21 protein-coding genes are annotated in these 26,115 nt (G+C 71.9%); 6 read left to right on the forward strand and 15 right to left on the reverse strand.

Features of this window, described 5'->3' with window-relative positions; translation table 11 throughout:
• Positions 1 to 135 precede the first annotated feature (135 nt).
• Both ACIG87_RS21930 and ACIG87_RS21935 read left to right on the forward strand, forming a co-directional pair.
• Positions 136 to 1,218, forward strand: a complete 1,083-nt coding sequence (locus tag ACIG87_RS21930; RefSeq protein WP_396852758.1) for a Glu/Leu/Phe/Val dehydrogenase — start codon at positions 136 to 138, stop codon at positions 1,216 to 1,218.
• A 339-nt stretch (positions 1,219 to 1,557) separates the two neighbouring features.
• Positions 1,558 to 1,776 (forward strand): DUF3073 domain-containing protein, encoded by a 219-nt coding sequence (locus ACIG87_RS21935; protein ID WP_091252097.1) that lies wholly within the window; start codon positions 1,558 to 1,560, stop codon positions 1,774 to 1,776.
• A 151-nt stretch (positions 1,777 to 1,927) separates the two neighbouring features.
• Here ACIG87_RS21935 and amcA read toward each other — a convergent pair whose 3' ends face one another.
• From amcA to ACIG87_RS21960, 5 genes are all read right to left on the reverse strand, one after another.
• Entirely contained in the window at positions 1,928 to 2,161 is a 234-nt protein-coding gene (gene amcA, locus ACIG87_RS21940; RefSeq protein ID WP_396852759.1) for a multiple cyclophane-containing RiPP AmcA, read from the reverse strand.
• Positions 2,130 to 3,233, reverse strand: coding sequence for a cyclophane-forming radical SAM peptide maturase AmcB (amcB, locus tag ACIG87_RS21945; protein WP_396852915.1), 1,104 nt, complete (start codon positions 3,231 to 3,233; stop codon positions 2,130 to 2,132). Before amcB ends, amcA begins: the two co-directional genes overlap by 32 nt.
• A gap of 129 nt (positions 3,234 to 3,362) precedes the next feature.
• Positions 3,363 to 4,517, reverse strand: a complete 1,155-nt coding sequence (gene purM / locus ACIG87_RS21950; protein WP_396852761.1) for a phosphoribosylformylglycinamidine cyclo-ligase — start codon at positions 4,515 to 4,517, stop codon at positions 3,363 to 3,365.
• A 59-nt stretch (positions 4,518 to 4,576) separates the two neighbouring features.
• Positions 4,577 to 6,112 (reverse strand): amidophosphoribosyltransferase, encoded by a 1,536-nt coding sequence (gene purF, locus ACIG87_RS21955; RefSeq protein ID WP_396852763.1) that lies wholly within the window; start codon positions 6,110 to 6,112, stop codon positions 4,577 to 4,579.
• Positions 6,113 to 6,280: 168 nt separating this feature from the next.
• Positions 6,281 to 6,604, reverse strand: coding sequence for a sterol carrier family protein (locus ACIG87_RS21960; RefSeq protein WP_396852917.1), 324 nt, complete (start codon positions 6,602 to 6,604; stop codon positions 6,281 to 6,283).
• Positions 6,605 to 6,737: 133 nt separating this feature from the next.
• On the opposite strand from ACIG87_RS21960, the gene ACIG87_RS21965 reads away from it, so the two are divergent.
• Positions 6,738 to 9,011, forward strand: coding sequence for a carboxypeptidase regulatory-like domain-containing protein (locus tag ACIG87_RS21965; protein WP_396852764.1), 2,274 nt, complete (start codon positions 6,738 to 6,740; stop codon positions 9,009 to 9,011).
• A 158-nt stretch (positions 9,012 to 9,169) separates the two neighbouring features.
• Here the strand turns inward: ACIG87_RS21965 and ACIG87_RS21970 are convergent, their stop codons facing one another.
• From ACIG87_RS21970 to purS, 4 genes are all read right to left on the reverse strand, one after another.
• Positions 9,170 to 9,925 carry a 2-phosphosulfolactate phosphatase gene (locus ACIG87_RS21970; RefSeq protein WP_396852765.1) on the reverse strand — a complete coding sequence of 252 codons (756 nt, stop codon included), beginning with the start codon at positions 9,923 to 9,925 and terminating at the stop codon, positions 9,170 to 9,172.
• 4 nt (positions 9,926 to 9,929) lie between these two features.
• Positions 9,930 to 12,770 (reverse strand): phosphoribosylformylglycinamidine synthase subunit PurL, encoded by a 2,841-nt coding sequence (gene purL / locus ACIG87_RS21975; RefSeq protein WP_396852767.1) that lies wholly within the window; start codon positions 12,768 to 12,770, stop codon positions 9,930 to 9,932.
• Positions 12,771 to 12,840: 70 nt separating this feature from the next.
• Positions 12,841 to 13,524: a phosphoribosylformylglycinamidine synthase subunit PurQ gene (gene purQ / locus ACIG87_RS21980; protein WP_396852768.1), complete on the reverse strand. Its 684-nt coding sequence runs from the start codon at positions 13,522 to 13,524 to the stop codon at positions 12,841 to 12,843.
• Positions 13,521 to 13,781, reverse strand: coding sequence for a phosphoribosylformylglycinamidine synthase subunit PurS (gene purS / locus ACIG87_RS21985; RefSeq protein ID WP_091252121.1), 261 nt, complete (start codon positions 13,779 to 13,781; stop codon positions 13,521 to 13,523). Before purS ends, purQ begins: the two co-directional genes overlap by 4 nt.
• 769 nt (positions 13,782 to 14,550) lie before the next feature.
• Here purS and ACIG87_RS21990 point away from each other — a divergent pair.
• Positions 14,551 to 15,117: a YbjQ family protein gene (locus ACIG87_RS21990; protein ID WP_396852770.1), complete on the forward strand. Its 567-nt coding sequence runs from the start codon at positions 14,551 to 14,553 to the stop codon at positions 15,115 to 15,117.
• 192 nt (positions 15,118 to 15,309) lie between these two features.
• On the opposite strand, the gene purB is transcribed toward ACIG87_RS21990, so the two are convergent.
• The 6 genes from purB to ACIG87_RS22020 all read right to left on the reverse strand — a co-directional run bounded on the left by purB (position 15,310) and on the right by ACIG87_RS22020 (position 23,624).
• The gene (gene purB / locus ACIG87_RS21995; RefSeq protein ID WP_396852771.1) at positions 15,310 to 16,734 is read right to left on the reverse strand and encodes an adenylosuccinate lyase; all 1,425 of its coding nucleotides are present in this window, start codon (positions 16,732 to 16,734) and stop codon (positions 15,310 to 15,312) included.
• Positions 16,735 to 16,928: 194 nt separating this feature from the next.
• Entirely contained in the window at positions 16,929 to 18,896 is a 1,968-nt protein-coding gene (locus ACIG87_RS22000) for a GTP-binding protein (protein WP_396852772.1), read from the reverse strand.
• 244 nt (positions 18,897 to 19,140) lie between these two features.
• Complete coding sequence (locus ACIG87_RS22005) at positions 19,141 to 19,767, reverse strand: hypothetical protein (protein ID WP_396852774.1); 627 nt, start codon at positions 19,765 to 19,767, stop codon at positions 19,141 to 19,143.
• Between the two features lie 165 nt (positions 19,768 to 19,932).
• Positions 19,933 to 20,649: a GntR family transcriptional regulator gene (locus ACIG87_RS22010; RefSeq protein WP_396852776.1), complete on the reverse strand. Its 717-nt coding sequence runs from the start codon at positions 20,647 to 20,649 to the stop codon at positions 19,933 to 19,935.
• Positions 20,650 to 20,668: 19 nt separating this feature from the next.
• Positions 20,669 to 22,126: a UTRA domain-containing protein gene (locus ACIG87_RS22015; RefSeq protein WP_396852777.1), complete on the reverse strand. Its 1,458-nt coding sequence runs from the start codon at positions 22,124 to 22,126 to the stop codon at positions 20,669 to 20,671.
• A 205-nt stretch (positions 22,127 to 22,331) separates the two neighbouring features.
• A complete protein-coding gene (locus ACIG87_RS22020; protein WP_396852778.1) occupies positions 22,332 to 23,624 on the reverse strand; it encodes an acetyl-CoA C-acetyltransferase in 1,293 nt (430 codons plus the stop codon).
• Positions 23,625 to 23,680: 56 nt separating this feature from the next.
• On the opposite strand from ACIG87_RS22020, the gene ACIG87_RS22025 reads away from it, so the two are divergent.
• Together ACIG87_RS22025 and ACIG87_RS22030 are read left to right on the forward strand one after the other, a co-directional pair.
• Positions 23,681 to 25,057: a 3-oxoacyl-ACP reductase gene (locus tag ACIG87_RS22025; RefSeq protein WP_396852780.1), complete on the forward strand. Its 1,377-nt coding sequence runs from the start codon at positions 23,681 to 23,683 to the stop codon at positions 25,055 to 25,057.
• Positions 25,057 to 26,061, forward strand: a complete 1,005-nt coding sequence (locus tag ACIG87_RS22030) for a MaoC/PaaZ C-terminal domain-containing protein (RefSeq protein ID WP_396852782.1) — start codon at positions 25,057 to 25,059, stop codon at positions 26,059 to 26,061. Before ACIG87_RS22025 ends, ACIG87_RS22030 begins: the two co-directional genes overlap by 1 nt.
• Positions 26,062 to 26,115 lie beyond the last annotated feature (54 nt).

The raw sequence follows: 26,115 nt of genomic DNA on the forward strand, positions 1-26,115 counted from the left end.
CCGTCGTGCGCTGCCGTGACGTGGACGACGGCACGGTTCCGGGCCGGGATTAGGCTCACCAGGGTCGGCACCATCCCCGCCGGCATCCGACCAGGTCCGCGCCCCACGAGGACGCACACCGAACAGGAGCAAGCCATGGGCGTATTCGCGAGCACCGACGACCCGGGATCAGCCGGTCACGAACAGGTCGTCTTCTGTCAGGACAAGCAGAGCGGCCTCAAGGCGATCATCGGCATCTACTCGACCGCGCTGGGCCCCGCGCTCGGCGGCACCCGGTTCTACCCGTACGCCAGCGAGGAGGCGGCGCTGGCCGACGTGCTGGACCTGTCCCGTGGCATGGCGTACAAGAACGCCCTGGCCGGGCTGGACCTGGGTGGCGGCAAGGCGGTCATCTGGGGTGATCCGGAGCGGGTCAAGAGCGAGGCGCTGCTGCGCGCGTACGGCCGGTTCGTGCAGTCCCTGGCCGGGCGCTACTACACCGCCTGCGACGTGGGCACCTACGTGGCCGACATGGACGTGATCGCCCGGGAGACCCGCTACGTCACCGGCCGCAGCGTGGAGCACGGCGGGGCGGGCGACTCCTCGGTCCTCACCGCCTGGGGCGTCTTCCAGGGCATGCGGGCCGCCGCCGAGCACGTCTGGGGCGTCCCGACGCTGCGCGGACGTCGGGTCGGCGTGGCCGGCCTCGGCAAGGTCGGCAAGCACCTGACCGGCCACCTGGTCGACGACGGGGCCGAGGTGGTGGCGACCGACGTCGACCCCAGGGCGCTGGAGTGGGTACGGGCCACCCACCCCCGGGTCGAGCTGGTCACCGACGCCTCCGCGCTGGTCGCCGCCGACATCGACGTGTACGCCCCGTGCGCCCTGGGTGGCGCCCTGAACGACGACACCGTGCCGGCGCTGCGGGCCAGGGTGGTCGCCGGCGCGGCGAACAACCAGCTCGCCCACCCGGGCATCGAGAAGCTCCTCGCCGACCGGGGCATCCTGTACGCCCCTGACTACGTGGTGAACGCCGGGGGCGTGATCCAGGTCGCGGACGAGATCGAGGGCTTCAACTTCGACCGGGCCAAGCTGCGGGCCACCCGGATCTACGACACCACCCGGCAGATCCTCCGGCTGGCCGACGACGAGGGAGTGCCCCCGGCGGTGGCCGCGGACCGGCTGGCCGAACGGCGGATGGCCGATGTGGGCCGGCTGCGCACCATCCACCTGCGTTGAGCGGGGCGTCCCGGGTGCGGCGGTGGTCCGCATCCGGGACGCCGCACGTTGATCGACCGACCCGGGCACGGCGGTTCTCCGCAGCCGGGCCCCGCGCGCCAGCATGGGGATACGCGGCTTTTCAGACGGTTTGACCGGTGTCATGGGCAGCTCCGGCGGTTACCCCTTACCGGGTACACTCGGTGACGACCGGGTGACTGCGACGCGCAGGGCCGGCAGACGGTAACCCGAGGTGCCGAAGGGTGGCATCCCCATGTACCGTAAGAGCCACGAGAGATGCCTGACGTCATCGGGGCCCGCCTTCGGGCTGCCCCGCATTCTGTGCGAGGGGGTCGAGCCATGGGGCGCGGCCGTGCTAAGGCCAAGCAGACAAAGGTGGCCCGGGAGTTGAAGTACCACTCCCCGAACACCGACCTCACCGCCTTGCAGCGCGAACTGGCGAGTGCTGGTGGGAAGTCTGAGCAGCACTTCGACGACGACTACAAAGAGTATGTCGACGACGACGACGAGGATCACGCGGACGACGACCCGGACCCCTGGGCTCCTCCGACCCGCTGACCTCCGGTCACATCGAGCACGCGGCAACTCTCCGCGTGCTCACGCATGTGCCCGACCAGAGCGGCACTACGATCGACGATCAGGGACCTCGCCATCCCGGAGCACACTCCGGCGGCCGGCGCGGTCCCTGATCTCGACGGGCACGCCTCACTCAGCGCGGTCGGTTGTTCCAGTTGTAGAAGGTCGGGATGTTCTCGAAGTGGTTCCAGGCGCAGACCGCGCCGGCACCCTCCCCGCCCGGCACCTCCGCCCGGAAACGACGCGCGGCCTCGGCCTCGTGGAGCAGGGCGGCAAGTTCCGGAGCGGCCTCCCGCACCCGGTCGGCGACCTGGTCCGCGCCTCCCCCGACGCGCTCAGGCTGCCGGTGACTCGTGGTCTCGGGCATGGTCCAACACTCCCTCCAGTAGGCGGATCTTGCTGTTGCGACAGTGCTCGGTCTCCGTACCGTCGAACCGTCCCTGCTCGAAGTAGCGGTTCGCCGCGTGGCCACCACCGCAGAAACCGAAGTACGCGCAGGACGAACGACACGCCTCGACCCCGGTGAGGAACTCCCCCACCCAGTCCGTGCCCGTCGCGCCGGCCAGGATCTCGGCCAGCGGGGTGGCCAGCACGTTACCGCTGCTGAAATCGCCGTACCGGGCGTCGGTGAAGCCGGCCAGCTCCGGGGAGAGCACGGTCACCGAGCCGTCGTGTCCGATCGTCGGGATCGGGTCGAGCTGTCGGGGCAGCAGGTCGTCATCCGCTCCGGCCAGCACCGCCGCGGCGTACCGCAGCGACCACTCCACCTCGCGCAGATGCACCCGGGGGGTCCGCCGCCAGGCCGCCACCAGCTCGGCCCAGAACGCGGTCACCGCCGCCGCGTCGTGCGCGTTGCTCCGGGTGTTGACCCCCTCGGTCTCCTCGATGTTCACACCGAGCACGTCACAGCCGAGATCGAGGAAGTAGTCGTACAGCTCGGTGGCGAGGCCCGGCGCCGGTCGGCTCACCACCGCCAGCGCCGAGAACGGCAGGCCGTGCCGGCGCAACGCCGCGATCCCCCGGACGATCCGGTCGTACGCCGGCCGGCCGGCCCGGGTCACCCGATCGTCGTTGCGCGTGCGCGGGCCGTCCACGCTCACGCTCACCCGCATCCCGTGCTCGACGAAGAACGCGCACCAGGCGTCATCGATCAACGTGGCGTTGGTCTGCACGTGGTGCTCCACCCCGGCAGGGAACGGGGCGATCAGCTTCGCCAGGTGCTCCCGCCCGGCGGCGAGCGGCTCCCCGCCGTGCCAGACCACCGAGAACCGGCCCCGCGCCGCCCACGGTGCCACCGCGGCGGCGACCGCGGCGGCGACGGCCACCGGCATCCGCCGATCGGCCGACCGGTGCGGCAGATAGCAGTACGCGCAGTCCAGGTTGCACAGCGTCGTCGGCTGCATCACCACGTACGACGGAATCGCCGCGATGCCCCGCATACCCGTCACGGACCGTGCCCGAGCAGCCATCGACCCTCCTCCCCCGTGCCCGAAGTGTCCTTCAGGCTAGGCGGCGACAGCCACTCGGGTGAACCCCGACCAGGTGCCCGGCCGATCGCCCCGAGGTGATCAGCCCCGGGTGTGCTGGCCGATCATCTGGACGTTGCCGGTGCCCTCGATGATCTCGCCGGCCTGCCAGGCGTCCACGCCGCGGCCGGCCAGGGTGGCCAGCGCGCGGTCGGCGTCCTCGGCGGAGACGATGGCGAACATGCCGACGCCCATGTTGAACGTCGACTCCATCTCCGGGTCCTCGATCCGACCCTTGGACTGGATCAGGTCGAAGATCGGCTGCGGCTTCCAGGTGGCCCGGTTGACCACCGCGTCGACGTGCTCGGGCAGCACCCGGACCAGGTTGCCCGGGATGCCGCCGCCGGTGACGTGGGCGATCGAGCGCACCTCCGCCTCGGTGATCAGCTTCAGGCAGTCCTGTGCGTAGATCTTGGTCGGGGTGAGCAGCTCCTCACCGAGGGTGCGCTGCCGGCCGAAGTCGTCGATCACCACGTCCAACCGCATCCGACCGGCCCCCAGCAGCACGTGCCGGACCAGGGAGTAGCCGTTGGAGTGCAGGCCGGACGAGCGCATCGCGATCACCACGTCGCCCACCTCGACCCGGTCCGGGCTAAGGATCTCGCTCTCCTCGACCACGCCGACCCCGGTGGCGGAGACGTCGTACTCGTCGGGGCGCAGCACTCCCGGGTGCTCGGCGGTCTCGCCGCCGAGCAGCGCGCAGCCGGCGTACCGGCAGCCGTCGGCGATGCCGGCCCCGATCTCGGCGACCCGGTCCGGCACGACCTCGCCGGTGGCGATGTAGTCGAGCAGGAACAGCGGCTCGGCGCCGCAGGCCACCAGGTCGTCGACGACCATCGCGACCAGGTCGATGCCGATCGTGTCGTGGATGTCGAGCTGCTGGGCGATGACCAGCTTGGTGCCCACCCCGTCGGTGGAGGAGGCCAGGATCGGGTTCTTGTACTTCTTGGTGTCCAGCCGGAACAGGCCGGCGAAGCCGCCCAGGTCGCCCATGACCTCGGGACGCCGGGTCTCCTTCACCTTCGACTTGAGCAGCTCGACCGCCCGGTCACCCGCCTCGATCGACACCCCGGCGTCGGCGTACGAGACCGAGCGCTTGCGGGTGGTGCGGCCGGTGCCCGCCGTCCAGGGCTGGCGGTCGCCATTGGCGCCGCTCGGGCTGCTTCCTGCGCCACTGCGCTCGGACACGTACGTCACGGTTCTCCCCTTTGTGGTTCTCGGTGCCGTGCCGACGGTGGCCGGACGACGCCGGTGTACTACGGGCGGTGGGCGGTCGCGCCGCCCGGAGTGGCGACGAGCGGTGTGTGGTGCTCCGGAGCGTCCGGGGCGTCGGCGACCCGCCGGCCCACCCCTTCGAGCACGTGTTTGCCGATCAGGTTCCCGGCCGGCAGGTCGATCGGGTACTCCCCGTCAAAGCAGGCCCGGCAGAGCCGGCTCCTGGGCTGCTCGGTCGCGGCGATGAGACCGGGCAGCGAGACGTAACCGAGGGTGTCGGCACCGATCGACCGCCGGATGCCCTCGTTGTCCAGCCCGTTGGCCAGGAGTTCGGCCCGGGTGGCGAAGTCGATGCCGTAGAAACACGGCCAGTTGACCGGCGGGGAGGAGATCCGGACGTGGACCTCCAGCGCGCCCGCCTCGCGGAGCATCCGGACGATCGCCCGCTGGGTGTTGCCGCGCACGATCGAGTCGTCGACCACGACCAGCCGCTTACCCCGCACGTTCTCCCGCAGCGGGTTCAGCTTGAGCCGTACGCCGAGCTGACGCAGGGTCTGCGACGGCTGGATGAAGGTGCGCCCGACGTACGGGTTCTTCATCAGGCCGGCGCCGTAGGTGATGCCGGACGCCTCGGCGAAACCGATGGCGGCCGGGGTGCCCGACTCGGGCACCGGGATCACCAGGTCGGCCTCGACCGGGTGCTCCTTGGCGAGTTGCCGGCCGATCTGCACCCGGGCGGCGTGCACGTTGCGGCCGGCGATGGTGGCGTCCGGGCGGGCGATGTAGACGTACTCGAAGAGGCAACCCTTCGGTTCCGGCGCGGCGAACCGGTTGGACCGCAGGCCGTTCTCGTCGATCGCGATCAACTCGCCCGGCTCGACCTCACGCACCACGCTCGCGCCGACGATGTCCAACGCGGCGGTCTCGCTGGCCACCACCCAGCCGCGCTCCAGCCGACCGAGCACCAGCGGGCGGACGCCGTGCGGGTCCCGCGCGGCGTAGAGGGTCGACTCGTCCATGAAGACGAAGCTGAACGCGCCCCGCAGCTGCGGCAGCACCTCCAGCGCGGCGGCCTCCACCGACAGGTCGGGGCGGCTGGCCAGCAGCATGGTCACCAGTGAGGTGTCGTTGGTGGCCCCGTCGTCGAGCAGGCCGCGCTCGGCGACCTCCTTCTGCAGCTCGGCGGTGTTGACCAGGTTGCCGTTGTGCGCCAGGGCGATGGTGGTGCCGGAGGTGGTCGAACGGATGGTCGGCTGGGCATTCTCCCAGGTCGACCCGCCGGTGGTGGAGTAACGCGCGTGCCCGATCGCCAGGTGACCCCGCAGGCTCTTCAGCGTCGGCTCGTCGAACACCTGGGCCACCAGGCCCAGATCCTTGTAGACCACCACCCCGGACCCGTCGCTCACCGCGATGCCGGCAGCCTCCTGGCCGCGGTGCTGGAGTGCGTAGAGACCGAAATAGGTGAGGTTGGCGACCTCTTCACCCGGGGCCCAGACGCCGAAGACGCCACAGGCGTCCTGGGGGCCGGGTCGCTGGGGGTCAAGGTCGTGGCTCAGCCGGCCATCGCCTCGGGGCACTGCCGCTCCCTCATGCTGGTCTGGACTGGCCTGGCGGAACCGGGGGGCTGCTCCGCGCCTTTCGGCCCTGGACCACTGTCGTCGAATGACAGTGTACGCGAATCCGAGTCGATACAGAAAGTCACGATCCACCTCCATCCAGTCACCGTTGCCGGCGGAACGGCGCAGCTAGAGGGGCAGATGGTCGGAGAGGTCCGCCCGGTTTCCACTCACCTGTACGCGACCGTCCGTGACCGCCTGCGCCCAGGACAGCCGCCCGGTGGCGAGTTCCAGCCAGGTGGCCGGCGCCATCTCCACCACGTTCGGCGGGGTGCCCCGGGTGTGTCGGGGCCCCGGAACGCACTGAACTGCACCGTAAGGTGGGACACGCACCTCCACCGATCGGCCGGGGGCACGCTCCGCGAGGACGGTCAGAAGGGTACGGACCGCCTCCCGGTACACCGGCCGATCGGGCGTACGCCCCTCATCGAGCGCCGTCAGCGCCGCCAGCACCACGGCGGACTTAATGTGCGGAGAGGACACGACGGGACGATACGACCCGAGTCTGCCGGGTGCCACGCTGGCCCCTGGGTCGCGCCGATCCGGTCAGACAAGGCATAGTTGCCGACGGCGTATTCATACCGTGATGATCCCCGGCCCTTCGCCGGGGAAGTCAGACCGGAAGGCGGTGGACGTGTCAACACACCGACGTGCCTGGACGCAGCGGGCCGGTGTGGTCGTAGCGCTGGTGGCCGGGGCCCTGCTCATCACCCCCGCCACACCCGCCTTCGCCGCGCCGAGCGTCAACAACGTGTCGGCGTCTCCGAGTTCCGTCGAAGCTGGGAAGACTACCCGGGTAAGCTACTCGCTCACCGTGGGTGACGGTTCCCCGGTCGACGTCTCGGTCACGTCCAGCAACGGCAAGCTGCGCTGCGTGGACGGTTGCAGTCGCAACAAGGTCAACGAGAGCGGCAACTCCAGCGCCAGCTTCTCCCTTGCCGACGACGCGTCGAACGGCTCCGCCACGATCACCGTGAAGGCCGTCGACGCCAACGGCGCCGAGAACTCGGCCAGCACGACCGTGACCCTGATCGCCAAGGCAGCCCCACAGACCACCGCGCCGCAGGACAAGCCGACGGTCAAGTCGATCTCCGGCAAGGTGGTCGTGGCGGCCACCGGCGACCCGGTGCCCAACGCGGTGGTGGGGCTGGAGGACCCGACCGGTCGGCAGTTCAACACCACCAGCGACGGCAGCGGCAACTTCCGGATCACCGGGTCCAGCGCGAACCCGATCGCGCCCGGAGCACTGGTGCTCGGTGCCAGCAAGGACGGCATCGTCGCGACCAAGCCGATCACCGCAGGTGCCGGGCAGAGCCTGTCCAACCAGCGGATCAGCCTGGCGCTGAAGGTCGAGGTCAGCCCGAGCGCCACCCCGTCGACCTCCGTGGAGGCGACTCCGACGGAGGAGACGACCGAGGAGACCACCGACGAGGAGAGCACCGAACCGAGCTCCGGGCAGCAGCAGGCCGCGTCCCAGGACGACGACAGCGGTTTCGGCTCCTTCCTGATCATCCTGCTCGGCGGCCTGCTGGTGGCGGCCGGCGTCGGCACCATCGTGCTGCTCTGGATCCGGCGCAAGAACGCCGACGCGGACGCCGACGGGGACGGGGACGGACCGGACGGTGCCGCCGCCGCGGGAGGCGTCCCCGGCCCCCGGGGCCCGCGTGGCACCGACGACCAGACCCGGGTGGTCAACCGGGTCGGTGCCGGGCCCGACCCGACGATGGTCGGCAACTCCTCGCTGAGCGACGCGCCGACGATGATGCACCGGCCGGTCGTCGACGACGTCCCACCGGACCCGTACGCCGCTCCGCCACAGCCCTACGGCGCACCGCAGGACAACTGGGCCGCCGGCGGCGGTTACGGCGACGAGCCCGCTGGCCAGGGCGGCTACGGCCAGCCGGGCGGCTACGGTGCCGTTCCCTCGTCCGGCGGCGGTTACGGTGCGGCGGGGGCGGCAGGTGCCGCTGGCGGCTACGGCGCGGCGGCCTCCCCGGCCGGTGGCTACGGCAACGCCCCGTCCTCGGGAAGCGGCTACGGCAACGCCCCGGCCTCCGGCGGCGGCTACGGCAGCCGGGACTACGGCGCGACGGCCGGGGCCGGCTACCCGGCGCAGGAGCAGGCCGGCGGCTACGGCGGCGAACGCTACGACGAGCCCACCGGCCGGTACACCGGCGACAGCACCTCGTACGCGCCGGCCGCCGACCCCTACCCGACCAGCACCTACCAACCGGCGCAGGACGCGTACGGCCAGCCCGGCGCGGCCGGCTACGGCCAGCCCGAGCAGGGCGGCTACAGCCGTGGCGCGGAGCCGACCGGTGGCTATGCCGGTGGCGGCGGCTACGGTCAGCAGGCGGGTTACGACGCCGGCCCCGCACAGGGTTACGGCGGCCAGCACGGCGGTTACGACCAGCCGGCCGGTGCCCACCAGGGCGGCTACGACCAGCCGGCCGGAACCCACCAGGGCGGTTACGACCAGCCAGCCGGCTACGACCAGCCAGCCGGTTATGCCCAGCCGGGCGGTGCCCACCAGGGGGGCTACGACCAACGCGGTGCCCACCAGGGCGGTTACGACCAGCCAGGCGCGGGCTACGACCAGCAGACCGGTTACGCCTCTCCGCAGGGCGGGTACGGCCAGCCGGGCGGCTACCCTGCTGATCAGCCGCCGGGCGGCTACGGCCAGGAACCGCCACAGCAGCGCAGCGGTGGGTACGACCAGCAGGGCTACGACCAGCAGCCGGGTGGCTACTACGGCGACCCGGCCCAGGCCGGCCGCGACCAGACGCCGTCCGGGCGGGCCCGGCCGGACGGTCCGCCCCCGGAGCGCGGCGGACGCCGCCTCGACTGGTTGGACGACTGACCCACCGGCAACAGCGACGACGACGGGCCGCCCGGACTCACCGGGCGGCCCGTCGTCGCTACGGTGTCAGCCACCCCTGGCAGAACGGTGTCAGCCGGCCGAGCAGACCCCTCGCGGAGCGGTTTCAGCCGGCGAGAAGACGCCCTCGCGGAGCGGTGTCAGCCGGCCGAGAAGACGCCCCGGCGGAGCACCGGCACCACGTCCGAGACATCCAGTTGGACGGCGACCTCGACGTCCCCGGCGAAGCCACCCTCGATCAGCTCCCGGCCGGAGACACACCCACGTACCGCCGCCGGCACGTCGGGAGTGCTGGCCAGCGCCGCCAGCGCCATCGCCGCCTCCACCGACAGCCCACCGGGCACCCCGGAGATCGCGTCCAGCACGCTGGCCGCGCCCAACTGGTCCTCCACCGAGGGGCGTAGGGTGCCGTCCGGCCAACGCTCGCCGGCGGCCACCACCCCCACCGGGGTGTCAATCGAGCCGTACCCGTGGCGGCGCAGCCATCGCCCGACGGCGCGGGCGTTGCGCAGGCAGGCCGCGACCACCGGCCGGCCGGTGGCGCTGGCCGCGGCGCTGATCGCGGAGCCGTTCGGCGACGGCAGCACCAGGTCGGCGACGACCGGCGCGCTACTCAGGGCTGCCGGAGAGAGCGACCACGGGTGTGCCGTGGTCGTCTGCCGGCGACCCACTGCGGCAACCGCGCCGACCCGCACCGCGTACTCGGCCGCCTGCTCTCCCCAGGGGAACGGGTGGACCCGCATGCCCCGGGCGACCGCCACCTCCACGGTGGTGGTGAACGAGAGGACGTCCACCACCACCAGGACGGCGCAGACCCGGCCGAGTTCCGCCGCCCCGGTCAGCCCCCAGTCGAACCGGGCACCCGAACCGGGTTGGGCGTGGACGGCCGGGGCCACCGCCTCAGAGCTGATCGGGCGCGGGGCGCTGCGCTACGCCGCCGTCGGCCTCGGCCGTTGGTGCGTCGGGAGTCGGTGCCTCCGCGCCGGCCTCCGTGGTCGGTGCCGACTCGGCAGCCGGTACGTCGGCACCGCGCCCCTCGGCCGCCGCTGCGGCCTCGGGCGTGGCCGTCTCGGGCGTGGCCACCTCGGGCGGGACGCTCGACTCCGACGCGGTGGCCGCCGGCGCGGCGGGCGTCGGGGCAGCGGTCGCCGGGGCGGCCACGACCTCGCCGGCCGGGTCGTCCGCGTCCGCCGGCTGCTCCCGCTCCGGTACGTCCACCGGTTGGGCGGCGGTGGCCGGGGCGATCGTGGTGGTGCCGGTCCGAACCGCCTCGACCTGCACCTGGGCCGCCTCCGACCCGCCGAAGAGCCGGGGCAGGGTCGCGGTGTGCGCGGCCCGCAGCTCGTCCAGACCGATCCGGAACTGGCCGTGCACCTCCAGGGCGCCGCTCGCCGGGTCGGTGACGCCGATCAGCTCCCACGGCACGCCGCGCTCGTCGCAGAGCGCGGTGAACGCCTTCTCGTGCCCGCGCGGAACGGTCACCAACACCCGACCGGCCGACTCGCTGAACAGGAAGACGAACGGCAGCGAACCGTCGGCGAACCGCTCCGGCAGACCGACCCGGGCACCGACGCCCCTGCGCAGGCTGGACTCCACCAGGCTCTGGGCCAGACCACCGTCGGACAGATCGTGCGCGGAGCTGAGGTGGCCCACCCGGGCCGCCTCGGCCATCAGCTCGGCGAGCTGGCGCTCCCGGCCCAGGTCGACCTGCGGCGGCATACCGCCCAGGTGCTCGTGCGTCACCCAGGCCCACTCGGAGCCGGACAGTTCCACGTGCGTGTCGCCGAGCAGGAAGAGCTGGTCGTGGTCGCCGCCGGTGCGCGGCACGAAGCCCATCGGCACCCGGTCGGCCACGTCGTCCAGCACGCCCAGCACGCCGACCACCGGGGTCGGGTGGATGGCGGCGGCACCGGTCTGGTTGTAGAAGCTGACGTTGCCGCCGGTGACCGGGATGCCCAGCTCCAGGCAGCCGTCCGCCAGGCCGCGCACGGCCTCGGCGAACTGCCACATCACGCCCGGGTCCTCCGGCGAGCCGAAGTTGAGGCAGTTGGTCACCGCGATCGGCTTCGCGCCGGTCACCGCCACGTTCCGGTACGCCTCGGCGAGCGCCAGCTTCGTCCCCTGGTACGGGTCGAGGCGGGCGTACCGGCCGTTGCCGTCGACGGAGAGGGCGACCCCCAGGCCGCTCTGCTCGTCGATCCGGATCACCCCGGAGTCCTCCGGCTGGGCCAGCACGGTGTTGCCCAGCACGTACCGGTCGTACTGCTCGGTGACCCAGGTCTTGTCGGCCAGGTTCGGCGAGGCGATCATGCGCAGCAGGGTCTCCCGCAGCGCCTCCGGGTTGCTCGGCCGGGGCAGCGTCTCGGCCCGGTCAGCCTGGAGCAGGATCAGGTCGGCCGGCTCGCGCATCGGGCGGGCGTAGACCGGGCCGTCGTCGACCAGCGAGCCCGGCGGCACGTCGACCACCACGTGGTCGTTCCAGGTGACCAGCAGCCGGCCCGGCCGGCCGTCGGGCGAGGGCGCGGTGACCTCACCGATCGCGGTGGCCAGCACCCCCCACTTCTCGGCGGTCTTGAGCACCGCCTCCAGCTTCTCCGGGGTCACCACCAGCAGCATCCGCTCCTGGGACTCGCTGGCCAGGATCTCGTGCGGCTCCATCGACGGCTCGCGCAGCGGAACCCGCTCCAGCCAGACCCGCATGCCGGTGCCGGCCGACGCGGCGGTCTCGGTGAGCGCGCAGGTCAGGCCCGCGCCGCCTAGGTCCTGGATACCGACGACCAGCTCGGCGTCGTACAGCTCCAGGCACGCCTCGATCAGCAGCTTCTCGATGAACGGGTCGCCGACCTGCACCGACGGACGGCGCTGTTCGCTGCCCTCGTCGAAGGTGGCGCTGGCCAGCACCGACACGCCGCCGATGCCGTCCCGACCGGTCTTTGCGCCGAGCAGCACCACGACGTTGCCGGGGCCGGCAGCGTCCTTCTTCTGCAACCGGTCGACCGGCAGCACGCCGAGGCAGAGCGCGTTGAGCAGCGGGTTGCCCTGGTAGCAGGGGTCGAAGACCAGCTCACCGCCGATGTTGGGCAGGCCGAGGCAGTTGCCGTAGCCGCCGACGCCGGCGACCACGCCGGGCAGCACCCGGGCGGTGTCCGGGTGGTCGGCCGCGCCGAACCGCAGCGGGTCCATCACCGCGACCGGGCGCGCGCCCATCGCCAGGATGTCCCGGACGATGCCGCCGACGCCGGTAGCCGCGCCCTGGTAGGGCTCGACGAAGCTCGGGTGGTTGTGCGACTCGACCTTGAAGGTGACGGCCAGCGTGTCGGAGACCCGGACGACGCCCGCGTTCTCACCGATGCCGGCGAGCAGCCGGTCGCTCGGCGGGGCCTTCTCGCCGAACTGGCGCAGGTGCACCTTGCTCGACTTGTAGGAGCAGTGCTCGCTCCACATGATCGAGTACATGGCCAGCTCGGCCTGGGTGGGGCGGCGGCCGAGGATGTGCCGGATCCGGTCGTACTCGTCGTCGCGCAGGCCCAGCTCGGCGTACGGCTGAAGTTCGTCGCCGGTGCCGGCGGCCCGCTGCACGGTGTCCACGCCGTCGGCCCAGTCGGAGACCGGCGTCGGACCGCCGTGCCGGCCGGCATCGGCCGGACCGCCCGGCGGCACGACGGCCGCACGCGGCTCCGTCGGGTCCGCCGGGAAGTGGCCCGGGGTCTCCCGCACGGCCGGGTCCTGGTGGGTGGTCATGACCTCTCCTCGCTGCGCTCGGAGCCGCCCGTGGGGCGGTCGAGCCGACCGATGATCCTGCCGGGCACCGTCACGCCGGCGTCCCCACCAGATGCTTGAGCACCGAGGTGAAGAAGCCGAGGCCGTCCAGGGAGGGGCCGGTGAGCGCCTCCACGGCGTGCTCCGGGTGGGGCATGATGCCGACCACGTTGCCGGCGGCGTTGGTGATCGCGGCGATGTCCCGCTGCGAGCCGTTCGGGTTGCCGCGGACGTAGCGGGCGACGACCCGCCCCTCGGCCTCCAGCTCGTCGAGGGTGGCGGTGTCCGCGACGTAGCAGCCCTCGCCGTTCTTGACCGGGATGAGGATCTCCTGGCCGGGCTGGAAGGTGTTCGTCCAGGCGGTGCCGGCCGACTCGACGCGCAGGACCTGGTCCCGGTTACGGAAGTGCAGGTGCTGGTTGCGGGTGAGCGCGCCGGGGAGCAGGTGGGCCTCGCAGAGGATCTGGAAGCCGTTGCAGATGCCGAGCACCGGCAGGCCACCCCGGGCGGCGTCGACCAGGGTCTCCATCACCGGGGCGAACCGGGCGATGGCCCCGCAGCGCAGGTAGTCGCCGTAGGAGAAGCCACCCGGGAGGACGACGGCGTCCACCCCGTGCAGCTCCGGGTCGCCGTGCCAGAGCCGGACGGGCTCCGCACCGGCGATCCGGACGGCACGGGCGGCGTCCCCGTCGTCCAGCGAGCCGGGGAAGGTCACCACTCCGACGCGGGCGGTCACGAGTGCGCGTCCACGGTCTCGTCGGCCTCGACCCGGACCGTGAAGTCCTCGATGACGGGGTTGGCGAGCAGTTTGTCGGCGATCTCCCGGGCCCGGTCCAGGTCCGGTTCGCCGGTGAACTCGATCTCGATCCGCCTGCCGATCCGGACGGAGGCGACGTCACTGACGCCGAGCCGCGGCAGCGCGTTTGCGACGGCCTGGCCCTGAGGATCGAGGATCTCGGGCTTGAGCATGACGTCGACGACGACGCGAGGCACTGGGCACTCCTGACTGTGTACGCAGTTGGGTGCCGGCCCACTAGGGGCGAGCGCAGCCAGCCTACCTGGCAGATACCGGTCCGGACGCACCGGCCGGGGCCAGTTCAGGCAGTGATCAACATTGCCGGCGACCGGGACGGGCGGCCGATATCCGTTCGTTGCCGCTCTGATGCGGATTTGTTGCCGATCGTCGACGCGCCGTCTCGACACAACCGTTTTGACCAGGCAATACGCGACTCAACGCCAGATTTGGGACCGGTATCCGACAAACAGGGACGAGCACGCCGCGAGTCGCCTCTGTCACATTGATCGAGATGACCACACTTTTGTGAATGAACCCGTGGACCCCCATCCTCGATCGCCAAGTGTCGATTCCTGCTCGACGTCCACGGCGGGCCACCCCCACCCCGACGGCCGACCCGGCCCGATGACCCGGGCCCGACGGGTCCGGCATCCAGAACCACGGCAGCGTCGCGTACAACCGGGTCTGGATCACCTCGACGGCCGGGACAGTCACCCCGGCAGGGCGGGGATGGTCGGTGTTGACCTGCCCTGCCGGTTACCGCCCGACCGGCAGGAATCGTCTGTGCAGTACCGCCCTGCCCGTTACCGCCCGACCCGACGCGGATGGTCGGTGTCCGCCCTGCCCGTTACCGCCCGACCCGGCGCGGAGTGGCCGATGCAGGTCTGGCCCTGCCTGTTACCGCCCGACCCGGCAGGAATGGTCGGTGCAGGTCCGGCCCTGCCCGTTACCGCTCATGCGGCACGGATGGTCGGCCGAGCGCCGACCGTCCGCGCCGCCTCGTTTTGCAGCATCCGGCCAGCTGACCACGGCACGCGTCGACGCCGTGCGGCTACTGACAGCATCGGAACCGTGCTGGTCGTGACGACGGATCAACTGCCCGGCTACGAGATCCGCCAGATCCTCGGCGAAGTGGTGTCGTCGATGGCGCGGACCCGGAACCCGTACCGCGAGGGGGTCAAGAACCTGCGCGGCGGGGCGTACGACCCGATGGCCCCGGACAACCTCACCCGCTGGCGTACCGACTCGGTGGCCCGGCTCGGCGAGGAGGCCCTGCGCATCGGCGCGAACGCCGTGGTGGGAATGCGCTTCGACAGCCGCGACTGCGGCGAGATGTGGATGGAGATCTGCGCCTACGGCACGGCGGTGATCGTGGTGCCCAAGGTCCCCGACGTCATGCCGCACGACCAGCCCCTGGTCGCCGCCGAGACCGCCCACGAGCCCGGCTTCACCGAGGCCCCCGGCGGCATCGCCGAACCGGCGAGCGCCCCCGACCTTTCCTCCGCCGCCGAAACCCCCACCCGCAACCCCTGACCCACCCCCCAACACCCCGCACCCCCAGGGGACCGCAGGCCCCCGGTGATCAAGAGGTTTAGGTCAATTTGATCATCAACGGTGACACAAACTTCTTGATCACCGGGGCGGGCGGGGGGCGGGGGGCGGGGGGCGGGAGGGGGAGGGGGGCGGCGGGTGGGGGTGGGGGTGGGGGTGGGGGTGGGGGTGGGGTTAGAGGATGGGGGGTGGGGTGTAGGTGGCGGCTTGGGGGTGGGTGGTGACGACCTTGGTGATGCGGCGGGTGATGGCGTCCACCTGGGCCTGGGCGGCGCCGGTGAAGGTGGTGGGGTCGGCTACCAGGGTGTCGATCTCGGCACGGGTGAGACCGAGGCGGGAGTCGGCGGCCAGCCGGTCGAAGAGGTCGTTCTCCGGAGCGCCCTTCTCCCGCATGGCGAGGGCGACGGCGACCGCGTGTTCCTTGATCACCTCGTGGGCGACTTCCCGGCCGACGCCCCGGCGTACCGCCGCGACCAGGATCTTCGTGGTGGCCAGGAAGGGCAGGAAGCGCTCCAGCTCCCGGCTGATCACCGCCGGGTACGCGCCGAACTCGTCGAGCACGGTGAGGAAGGTCTGGAACAGCCCGTCGGCGGCGAAGAAGGCGTCCGGCAGGGCCACCCGGCGGACCACCGAGCAGGAGACGTCCCCCTCGTTCCACTGGTCGCCGGCCAGTTCGCCGACCATCGACAGGTACCCCCGGATGATCACCGCGAAGCCGTTCACCCGCTCCGACGAGCGGGTGTTCATCTTGTGCGGCATCGCGCTGGAGCCGACCTGACCGGGCTTGAAGCCCTCGGTGGCCAGCTCCTGACCGACCATCAGCCGGATCGTGGTGGCCAGCGAGGACGGCGCGGCGGCCACCTGCGCGAGCGCGGAGAGCACGTCGAAGTCCAGCGAACGCGGGTAGACCTGCCCGACGCTGTCCAGCACCCGGGCGAAGCCGAGGTGGCCGGCGACCCGACGCTCCAGCTCCGCGACCTTCTCGGCGTCCCCGTCGAAGAGGTCGAGCTGGTCGGCGGCGGTACCCACCGGGCCCTTGATCCCGCGCAGCGGGTAGCGGCCGATCAGGTCCTCCAGCCGCTCGTACGCGATCAGCAGCTCTTCCGCCGCCGAGGCGAAGCGCTTGCCCAGCGTGGTGGCCTGCGCGGCGACGTTGTGCGAGCGACCGGTCAGCACCAGGCCGGAGTGCTCGTGGGCGAGCCGGGCCAGCCGGGCCAGCGCGGCGACCACCCGGTCCCGGATCAGCTCCAGCGAGGCGCGCACCTGGAGCTGCTCGACGTTCTCGGTGAGGTCGCGGGAGGTCATCCCCTTGTGCACGTGCTCGTACCCGGCGAGCGCGCTGAACTCCTCGATCCGGGCCTTCACGTCGTGCCGGGTGACCCGCTCCCGCTCGGCGATCGAGGCCAGGTCGACGTCGTCGACCACCCGCTCGTACGCCTCGACCACCCCGTCCGGGACGGCCACGCCGAGGTCACGCTGGGCGCGGAGGACCGCGAGCCAGAGCCGCCGCTCCATCCGGACCTTCTCCTCCGGGGACCAGAGGGCGACCAGTTCGGGTGAGGCGTACCGGTGGGCGAGCACGTTCGGGATCGTCGTCACGTACCTCATTCTCGCCTACCCGACGACCGGTGACCTGGTCGGGCCGACGAGGGGCGGAGGAAGCGAGCCGCGATGCCCTCCACCACCCCCAGGTGATGACCGGGGAGCCCGTGCGCCACGTGCCGGCCCCCTGTCCCGCGCCGACACCGCCGACCTCGGCGCGAAGCGGCCGACACCGCCGACCCGGCGATCGGTCACCCCCGCTTGAGCACGTGCGTCAGGTACTCCTTGCGGTGGAGCGGGTTGCCGTCGGTGCGTCGGCGGGTCGGCGGGCTGCCGGTGGTCCTGCGGTAACCGCTCAGCGTGGAGACGAACACGCCTTCGCCGTGGGACAGGCCCGGTAGTTGGCGCTCGATGTCGTGGACGCTGCTCGCCGGGATGGTGCCGTGCAGGCGGCTGACCGGGCCCCGCGCCTCGCACTGGTCCACGATCGCCCGCGCAGCGGCCAGCCGGGACATGACCGCGCGGACCGTGTCGTCGGGCACCTCCAGGTCGAACTGGTTCACCGGCTCGTGCACCGTGGTCCCCGCCTCGCGCAGCGCGGTCATCAGCACCAGCGGGGTGAGCTTACGGAAGTCGCCGGCCGAGGTGACCGGGCTGAAGTACGCGGTGTCGGTCAACGTGACCACGCAGTCGACGACCTCCCAGCCGTGCAGCCCCTGCCGCAACGTCTGCCGGACGGTCTCCTCGATCGCCTTGTGGAAGGCGGCCGGTAGCCCGCCGGGCTCGACCTCGATGAGGTACCGCACGCCGGTGCCCGAGGGGCCGGGCTCGATCCGCAGGCCGACGGTGGCGGGGAACTCGTTCTGCCCGATCACGTCCAGCCCTCGGCCGATGCCCACCACCTTCTCGACGTACACCGTCGTGGTCTCCTCGAAGATCACCTCGATGTCGTACCGGTCCATCAGCAGGTCCCTGATCACCTCGCGTTGCACCTCGCCGTAGAGCGCCACCGAGATGCTCTGCTCCGCCTCGTTGCGGCGTACGTCGATCAGCGGGTCCTCCTCGGCCAACCGCTGCAGGCGCTGGTAGAGCTGTACGGTCTGCTCCGGCCGGGCGGCCCGGACGACGGTCTCCAGGCTCGGCGGAGCGAAGAAGCCGCCGGTCGGCAGCCCCTCGGGCGAACCGAGCTGGTCGCCGACCTGCACCTGCGCCAGCCCGTGGACCTTGGCGATGTCGCCGGGCCCGGCCACCGTCTCGCGGGTCGTGGTGCCGTGCGCGAAGACCCGTACCGACGTCACCTTGCCGTTGCCCTCGACCACCTCGCCGGTGCGGTCACGGCGATACGTGCCGACCGGCTCCCGGGCCGCGAGCCGACCGGAGTGCACCCGCGCGTAGGCGACCTTCTCACCACCGGGCACCCAGTCGATCTTGAAGACGCTCGCCCGCAGCCGCGCCGACGGGTCGCCGGCCGACGGCGGAAGGAACTCCTTGACGGCCCGGAGCAGCTCGCCCACGCCCTCGCCGGTGACGGCCGAGCCGAAGTACACCGGCACCACCAGCGCCTGCCGCACCTGACGCGTCAACTCCGCGCGGTAGTCCCGCTCGGTGAGGTGCCCGGCGTCGCCGAGGTAGGACTCGAGAAAGGCGTCACTCTCCTCGGCCAGCAGATCGGCCACCGACGCACCCCGCCCGCCACCGGACAGCGGCAGCGGCAGCGACCGCGCCCTGCCGGTGCCGGGATCGGTCACCGCACTCATCGCGAGTCGGCGGGGAGTGAGTTTCTCCCCGATGCTGTCCAGCAGATCCTGGTACCGGGCACCCACGCGGTCGATCTTGTTGGCGAAGATGAGGACGGGAATCCGCAGGCGATCCAACGTCCGCATGAGAATCCGGGTCTGCGCCTGCACCCCTTCGACGGACGAGACCACCAGGATGGCGCCGTCGAGCACGCGCAGCGCCCGCTCCACCTCGGCGATGAAGTCCGGGTGACCAGGCGTGTCGATGAGATTGACCTGAAGACCGTCAATGGCGAAGGACACCACGGCTGACCGGATGGTGATCCCGCGACGCCGCTCCATCTCCATGGAGTCGGTCTGGGTACTGCCGGTGTCGACGCTTCCGATCTGGTCGATGACACCGGTGTGATGAAGAAGCCGCTCGGTCAGGCTCGTTTTTCCTGCGTCAACATGCGCAACGATCCCGATATTGAGGGAGCCCATTGATGAACGCCGCCCAGAGGTAGATAGCCGACATGACCGTCCCGTCTACTGCTCCGGACTGTCGGCGCATCTCATCTCCCTATCGCGAACAGAATGAAATGACGATCTACCTGAACGGACCTTACCATTGATCACGGTTCTCCCGGTGTCCGCTCCGGGCCGTCCCCCACGGCCCGGATCCGCCCCTTCGACAGGCCGACCGCCCTTTCAGGTCGGGTGGCAGATCGCGGAGATCAGAGCTCGGTCACACGGTCGGAATGTCGTGCACCGGAGCGGTCACCACGATGGTCTTCGTCTGCTTGCCGTGGGCGTTGCTCGCGGTCAACAGGTAGGTGTGCTTCTGGATGTCCCCTTCCCGACCCGAGCAGGGAAAGGTGAACTCCTCGCTACCCGCCGACGGATAGTCGTCGCGATAGATGCCGGGACCGTCGATCGACAGGGCCACCGCCTTGACGTTGCTGACCCGCCACTCCACCAGCACCCCGCCGCCGGCGATCGGGTTGGCGCTGGTGCCGGCCGGGCAGCGCGGTTTGTCGGCCACCCGGAAGAAGCTGATGACGGGCCCGCTCGCCTTCGTACCGGACTTGGCGTCGCCACTGTCGTTGCCACCGCCGGCCGAGGGACTGCCGGCGGGGCCGCCGCCCTTGACGCCGCCGTCCGGCGTCTCGCCGTCGGTGACCGTGCCGGTGCCGGTGCCGGTGCCGGCGTCGGCGACGGGGGCGGTCGTCGCGTCGCCCGGGTTCGACGGGCCGCCGGTCGCCCCGGTCGCCGTGGCATCCGCAGAACTCGTCGCGGTGGAGGCACAGCCGCCGGCCGCCAGCACGGCGGCCAGGGCGACGGCGGTGGTACGGAGCAGAGCACGACCAGGCATGACAACTCCTTGACGGGGCGCCGCCACCATGATGTCCGGGGCGGGCTGACACCACGGTAGGAAGCCCCGACAACACGGCCCCGAACTGCGTGAAGGCTCAGCCGACCCGTTCGGCCCGCTCCTGGTCCGACAGTTCGTCAGCGCGCTCCACCACTCCGGCAACGACTACCCGGTGCGGAAACCGTAACGAAGCTCGTGCAGATGGCTGCCCTTGATCAGAACCGACACCTCGACGGGCTGCTCCGTCGCGGTGTAGACCACCCGCAGTTGGCGTAACACCGGCACGTACGGCGGCAGCGCCAAGGTCTCCACCTCCTCGGAGGTCGGCATTCGGGCCGACACCCGATCGACCACCTCGTGCTGCGGATGGCCGAGATCCGCCAGGACCCGGGACGCCCCACCACTGATCTTGCGGCGGCCGGCAAGCTCGGTGCCCCGCGCGATCGAGGCCGGGTAGTACGACCAGCACAACTCCGTCGGCTCTCCGCCATGCAGCATCAGCCACTGTCGCAGCACCGCCTTGTCGTCGCCGTCCAGCGCCAGTAGCCGCCCGATCTCCGGGGACGGCTCCACCTCGTTGACGGCCAGCAGGCGGTAACTGATCCCGCTCGGCTCCGGCGCGAGGTATGCCGAAGCCTCCATGACGAGAGGTTGGCGGTCGCGCACGAAAACGCCCCTGCCCATCTCGCTGCGCACCGCTCCCTCCGCCCTCAAGGCGGCAAGCGCCCGTTGGACAGTCGCCGTGGCAGCGGCATAACGCGTCGTCAGGGTGGGGATCGACGGTAGCTGCGAACCGGCGGGCAGGTCGCCACACATGATGCGGGCTCGAAGGTCGGCCGCAATCTGCTCGTGCCGAGGACGACCGTCGCCTTCGCTGGCCATGTGCCGCTCCCTCGATCCGCTATTCGACGGTCAGTTCGTACCGTAGACGCCGACCGTGGGGCACCATCGTCATCACGCTCAACTCGACCGGCACGCCCTCGGCGGTACTGAGCACCCGGGTCAGGCCGAGCACCCATTCCCCAGCCGTCAACCCCAGCGCGCCCCGCTGGGACTCGGTGGGCTGCCGGGTGTAGACGTCCTCCGTGACCCGCCGGGGACGATAGCCCAACTCGGCGAGCAGGCTGACCGCTCCTCCTCGAATCTTGCCAGGCTTACTCAGGGCAGTGCCGCGAGCGATCGGGGCCGGATAGTACGAGTCGGTCAACTCCACCGGCTGCCCATCGAACATCATGAGCCGCCGTCGAACGATCACGGGCGTCTCGGCGTCCAGTTGCAGAGCTTCCGTCACCTCAGCCGCAGGTGTCAGCTCCACCACCTCCAACAGGCTCTGGGTACCGAGCCCACCGCGCTGCGCCGCCTCCGCTGCCCACGCGTCCCCGCCTGCTCGCGATCCGGGCCTGACGTAGGGCATCGAGACGCTGATCCACTCGGGACGACTCACCTTCGACTCCTCCACACCAGCACTGGTCAAGGGTAGTTCGAAGAAACTACCCCGCCCGCCACTCCTTGTCGCCTTATCGAAAAGGCAGTAAGGTTTCCAGTGGTCTGACCGCGTCGCGTCGGTTTCCGCGCCGGCCGAGATCGGGCGGGCGTACGGCAGCGGCATCCACCACCGCACTCCCCCGCGGCCGGTGGAACCCGCCGTACGCCCGCCCCGCAGCTTGAGCACGCAGTAGGTGTGGTAGTTGGCCAGCGGGGCGGGTGGCGTGGTGGCCGGCGGCGTGGGTGGGGTGTTCAGGCTCTGCGGGGCGAGGGAGCGGGAGCCGAACGGGGTGCCGAGCGGGGCCAGGAAGGCACCGCCGGGAAAGCCGAAACGGTCGAGGCGGTACCCGGGCAGCATGGTCTGCCGCTGCTTCACCGGCTTGCCGTCCGGACCGAGGAAGAAGCCGTTCTCCGGTGGGAAGACCAGTGCGGTGCCGGCCCCGTTCGCGGTGTAGTTCCGTACCCACTGGGCCTCGCTCTGCGCGCCGAACCGCTGGTAGCCGGCGAGCAGCGGGCCGACCGGGGACGGGCTCGGCAACGTGGTCGGCCCGAGCAGCCGGTTGTCGTCGTAGAACTGGGTGGTCTGCGGCGCGTCCGGCGGTAGGCCGGGGCGGCAGAGGCTGTCGGCCGCCGGCTGCGGAGCCCTGGTTCGACCGGGCGCGGTGGGGCCGCCGGGCTGTTCACCGTGGCCGGGGCGGCTCCCGTCCGGTACCCGGGAGCCGTCGTCGGGGAGCGCGGCGGCCTCGGCCGTGGTGATCGGCGCGGCGGCCTCGGCCGTGGTGATCGGCGCACCGGCCGACGGCGCGACCCCGGGGAAGACGGCCAGGGCCGCACCGGAGAGTACGGCGACGAGCCAGCCTCTGCGTATCACCACAAACCTCCTGACAAGGGACGAGCGTTGCCCTCATCGTGCGGAGGTCAGAAGGTAAATGAGAGTCTTCGGGTGGTTCGTCCCTCAAAGGAGGCCCGTGCCTCCGCGAGTGACGCAGGCCGGTGCCGTGGCCCACCGGGTGGCGCGCAGGCCGGTGCCCGCGCCTCGCCGAGGCACGTAGATCAGTTTCGCCGGGACCGGTGCGGTGTCAGCGCTCCAGGATGGCGGTCACGCCCTGCCCGCCGGCCGCGCAGATCGAGATCAGCCCTCGGCCGCTGCCCTTCTCGGCGAGCAGCTTGGCCAGCGTCGCCACGATCCGGCCGCCGGTAGCGGCGAACGGGTGCCCGGCGGCGAGCGACGAGCCGTTGACGTTGAGCCGGTCCCGGTCGATCGCACCGAGCGGGGCGTCCAGCCCCAACCGCTCCTTGCCGAACTCCGGCGACTCCCAGGCAGCCAGGGTGGCCAGCACCTGCGAGGCGAACGCCTCGTGGATCTCGTAGAAGTCGAAGTCCTGGAGGGTCAGTCCGGCCCGACCCAGCATCCGGGGCACCGCGTACGCGGGGGCCATCAGCAGCCCCTCGTCGCCGTGCACGAAGTCCACCGCCGCCGTCTCCGACCAGGAGAACCAGGCCAGCACGGGAAGCTGGTGTTCGCGCGCCCACTGCTCGGAGGCGAGCAGCACGGTGGACGCGCCGTCGGTCAGCGGGGACGAGTTGCCGGCGGTCATGGTGGCCTGGTCGGCGTCCGGACCCCGGGTGCCGAAGACCGGCCGGAGCGCGCCGAGCTTGTCCAGGCTGGTGTCGGCGCGGAGGTTCTGGTCCCGGGTCAGCCCTAGGTACGGCGTCATCAGGTCGTCGAAGAAACCCCGGTCGTACGCGGCGGCGAGGCGCTGGTGCGAGCGGAGCGCCAGCTCGTCCTGGGACCGCCGGTCGATCTGCCAGCGCAGCGCGGTCCGCGCGGCGTGCTCGCCCATCGACAGCCCGGTCCGGGGCTCGGCGTTGCGCGGCAACTCCGGTGTGAACGGCTGGTGCGGGCGGAGCTTCGCGGCGATCTTCAACCGCTCACCGAGGGTGCGGGCGCTGTTCAGCCTCAGCAGGGTGCGGCGCATCTCCTCGTTGATCGCCAGCGGCGCGTCGGAGGTGGTGTCGACGCCACCGGCGATGCCCACGTCGAGCTGCCCGAGGGCGATCTTGTTGGCGACCAGGATGGCCGCCTCCAGGCCGGTGCCGCAGGCCTGCTGGATGTCGTACGCGGGGGTGTGCGGGTCGAGCTTGGAGCCGAGCACCACCTCACGGGTGAGGTTGAAGTCCTTCGAGTGCTTGAGCACCGCGCCGGCGACCACCTCGCCGACCCGCTGCCCGGCCAGCCCGAACCGGGCGATCAGCCCGTCCAGCGCCGCGCCGAGCAGGTCGGTGTTGGAGGCGCTGGCGTACCGGGAGTTGGACCGGGCGAAGGGGATGCGGTTGCCGCCGATGACCGCGACCCGCCGGATGCTCTGCACGATCCCGCCTCCGTTTCAGGACTTGCCCACAACCTACTGGCCAGTAGGCTACGCCTATGACCGACAGGTACGCGAGCTTCGTCCAATCGGGGGCCGGTCGCGCGCTGGTCAAGCGCCTCGGGCTGCCCGACCCGCCGCGACTGCGCCGGCACACCCCCGGCGACCCGCTGCTGCCCGGCCCGGTCCTGCTCAGCGCGGCCGGCGGGCCGAGACTGGCGGTGCAGGTGGGCCGGATGCTGCTCGACGCCGGGGTCGAGTTGCGGGACGTCCCGGCGAGCGGCGACCCGGACCCCACCACGGGCCAACTGCCGAAGAACGGTGCCCTGGTGTACGACGCCACCGGCATCACCGACTCCACCGGCCTGCGTCAGCTCTACGACTTCTTCCACCCGCAGGCCAGGTCGGTGCTGCCCAGCGGTCGGGTGATCGTGTTGGGCACCCCGCCCGCCGAGTGCGGCTCGCCCCGCGAGGCCACCGCCCAGCGGGCCCTGGAGGGGCTGACCCGCAGCATCGGCAAGGAGTTCGGCCGGGGCGTCACCGCCCAACTGGTCCACGTCACCACCGGCGGGGACGCCGGTACCTCGACCAGCCTGGCGGCGACCCTGCGGTTCCTGCTCTCCGGCCGCTCCGCGTACGTCTCGGGGCAGGTGATCCGGGTCGGCACCGGGCGGGCGACCGCCCCGGCGGACTGGAACCTGCCGCTGGCCGGGCAGATCGTGCTGGTCACCGGCGCGGCCCGGGGCATCGGCGCGGCGGTGGCCCGGGTACTGGCCCGCGACGGCGCCCGGGTCGTCGCGCTGGACGTCCCGGCGGCCGGGGACGCCCTCGCGGCGGTCGCCAACGAGATCGGCGGCACCGCCGTGCAGCTCGATCTCACCGGCGCGGACGCCCCCGCCCGGCTCGCCGACCACCTGGCCGACCGGCACAGCCGGGTCGACGTGGTGGTGCACAATGCCGGCATCACCCGGGACCGGACGCTGGGTCGGATGGACGCCGACCGGTGGGACTCGGTGATCGACGTCAACCTCTCCAGCCAGGAACGGATCAACGAGGTGCTGCTGGAACGGGGACTGATCCCCGAGGGGGGTCGGCTGGTCGCCGTCTCGTCGATCGCCGGGATCGCCGGCAACCGGGGCCAGACCAACTACGCGACCAGCAAGGCCGGGGTGATCGGCCTGGTCGACTCGCTCGCCCCGGCGCTGGCCGGGCGGGGAATCAGCGTCAACGCGGTGGCCCCCGGCTTCATCGAGACCCGGCTGACCGCCCGGGTTCCGTTGGTGATCCGCGAGGCGGGTCGCCGGATGAACAGCATGGCGCAGGGCGGCCTGCCGGTGGACGTCGCCGAGACGATCGGCTGGCTGGCCTGGCCGGCCTCGGGCGCGGTCAGCGGCAACGTGGTCCGGGTCTGCGGCCAGAGTCTGTTGGGGGCGTGATGGCACGGCGCAGGGACCGATCCGAGGAGACCGACGGCGGAGAGCTGTCGGTCAACGACCTGATCGAGGGACCGACCGAGGTCATCTCACCGGCGGCAGTCACCGGGGACCTGACGGACCACGCGCCCGGGGATCTGGCGGCGCGGACCGGGCGGGACCGGGTGGAGTTGCCCCGGCTGCCGAGGCCGGGCGCGCTCTACCGGCGGGCGCTGCGCGACACGGTGCCCGGCCTCGGCCGGTCCCGCCGGCCGGACGCCGCGCCGCCGGTCGAGCTGGCCGTCACCGGGCTCGCCGTCGACCGGGGCCACCTCGCCGAGTACGACCGGGTCTGCGGTTTCCGGCTCACCGACACGCTGCCGGCGACGTACCCGCACGTGCTGGGGTTTCCGCTGGCGTTGCGGTTGATGACCCTGCCGGAGTTCCCGTTCCCGTTGGCCGGGGTGGTGCACGTGGGCAACCGGATCACCGTGCACCGGCCGGTCCCGGCCGGCGAACCGTGGGACTTCGTCGTCCACGCGGAGCAGCTGCGACCGCATGCGCGCGGGCGGCAGGTCGACGTCGTCCTGGTCGGCTCGGTCGGCGGCGAGGAGGTGTGGCGCGGGGTCTCGACGTACCTGGGCCGGGAGCGGGGGGCCGGCGGTGGTGCCGGGCGCGCCCCGGGTGAGCGGCCCGCACCGCCGGCCGCCACCGCGCACTGGCGGGTCACCCCCCGAGTGGGTACGGAATACGCCCGGGTCTCCGGTGACCACAACCCGATCCACACCTCCCGGCTGGGGGCGCGGCTGTTCGGTTTCCCCCGACCGATCGCGCACGGCATGTGGAGCAAGGCCCGCTGTCTGGCTGCGCTGGAGAGCCGGCTGCCCGAGGCGTACACCGTGGAGGTGGGGTTCAAGCTGCCGGTGCCGCTGCCGTCGACGGTGGCGTTCAGTGCCGTCCCGGGTTGGGACTTCGCCCTGCACGACGCGCGGACCGGCCGTCCGCACCTGGTGGGCACCGTCCGCTGACCGCCACAGTGGTCCCCCGCCGCTACCCGCGGCGGGCGGGCGGCCACTGCTGCG

The sequence above is a fragment of the Micromonospora sp. NPDC051925 genome (assembly GCF_044548625.1).
Taxonomy (GTDB): Bacteria; Actinomycetota; Actinomycetes; order Mycobacteriales; family Micromonosporaceae; genus Micromonospora.

What these genes read in the sequence shown, in the direction of transcription:
- ACIG87_RS21965 (WP_396852764.1), top strand. Translation starts at nt 6,738, where the DNA reads ATGATCCCCGGCCCTTCGCCGGGGAAGTCAGACCGGAAGGCGGTGGAC.
- ACIG87_RS21990 (WP_396852770.1), top strand. Translation starts at nt 14,551, where the DNA reads ATGGTCGGCCGAGCGCCGACCGTCCGCGCCGCCTCGTTTTGCAGCATC.
- amcB (WP_396852915.1), bottom strand. Translation starts at nt 3,233, where the DNA reads ATGCGGGGCATCGCGGCGATTCCGTCGTACGTGGTGATGCAGCCGACG.
- ACIG87_RS22030 (WP_396852782.1), top strand. Translation starts at nt 25,057, where the DNA reads ATGGCACGGCGCAGGGACCGATCCGAGGAGACCGACGGCGGAGAGCTG.
- ACIG87_RS22000 (WP_396852772.1), bottom strand. Translation starts at nt 18,896, where the DNA reads ATGGGCTCCCTCAATATCGGGATCGTTGCGCATGTTGACGCAGGAAAA.
- ACIG87_RS22025 (WP_396852780.1), top strand. Translation starts at nt 23,681, where the DNA reads ATGACCGACAGGTACGCGAGCTTCGTCCAATCGGGGGCCGGTCGCGCG.
- amcA (WP_396852759.1), bottom strand. Translation starts at nt 2,161, where the DNA reads ATGCCCGAGACCACGAGTCACCGGCAGCCTGAGCGCGTCGGGGGAGGC.
- ACIG87_RS21930 (WP_396852758.1), top strand. Translation starts at nt 136, where the DNA reads ATGGGCGTATTCGCGAGCACCGACGACCCGGGATCAGCCGGTCACGAA.
- purL (WP_396852767.1), bottom strand. Translation starts at nt 12,770, where the DNA reads ATGACCACCCACCAGGACCCGGCCGTGCGGGAGACCCCGGGCCACTTC.
- ACIG87_RS22010 (WP_396852776.1), bottom strand. Translation starts at nt 20,649, where the DNA reads ATGGCCAGCGAAGGCGACGGTCGTCCTCGGCACGAGCAGATTGCGGCC.
- ACIG87_RS21935 (WP_091252097.1), top strand. Translation starts at nt 1,558, where the DNA reads ATGGGGCGCGGCCGTGCTAAGGCCAAGCAGACAAAGGTGGCCCGGGAG.
- ACIG87_RS22005 (WP_396852774.1), bottom strand. Translation starts at nt 19,767, where the DNA reads ATGCCTGGTCGTGCTCTGCTCCGTACCACCGCCGTCGCCCTGGCCGCC.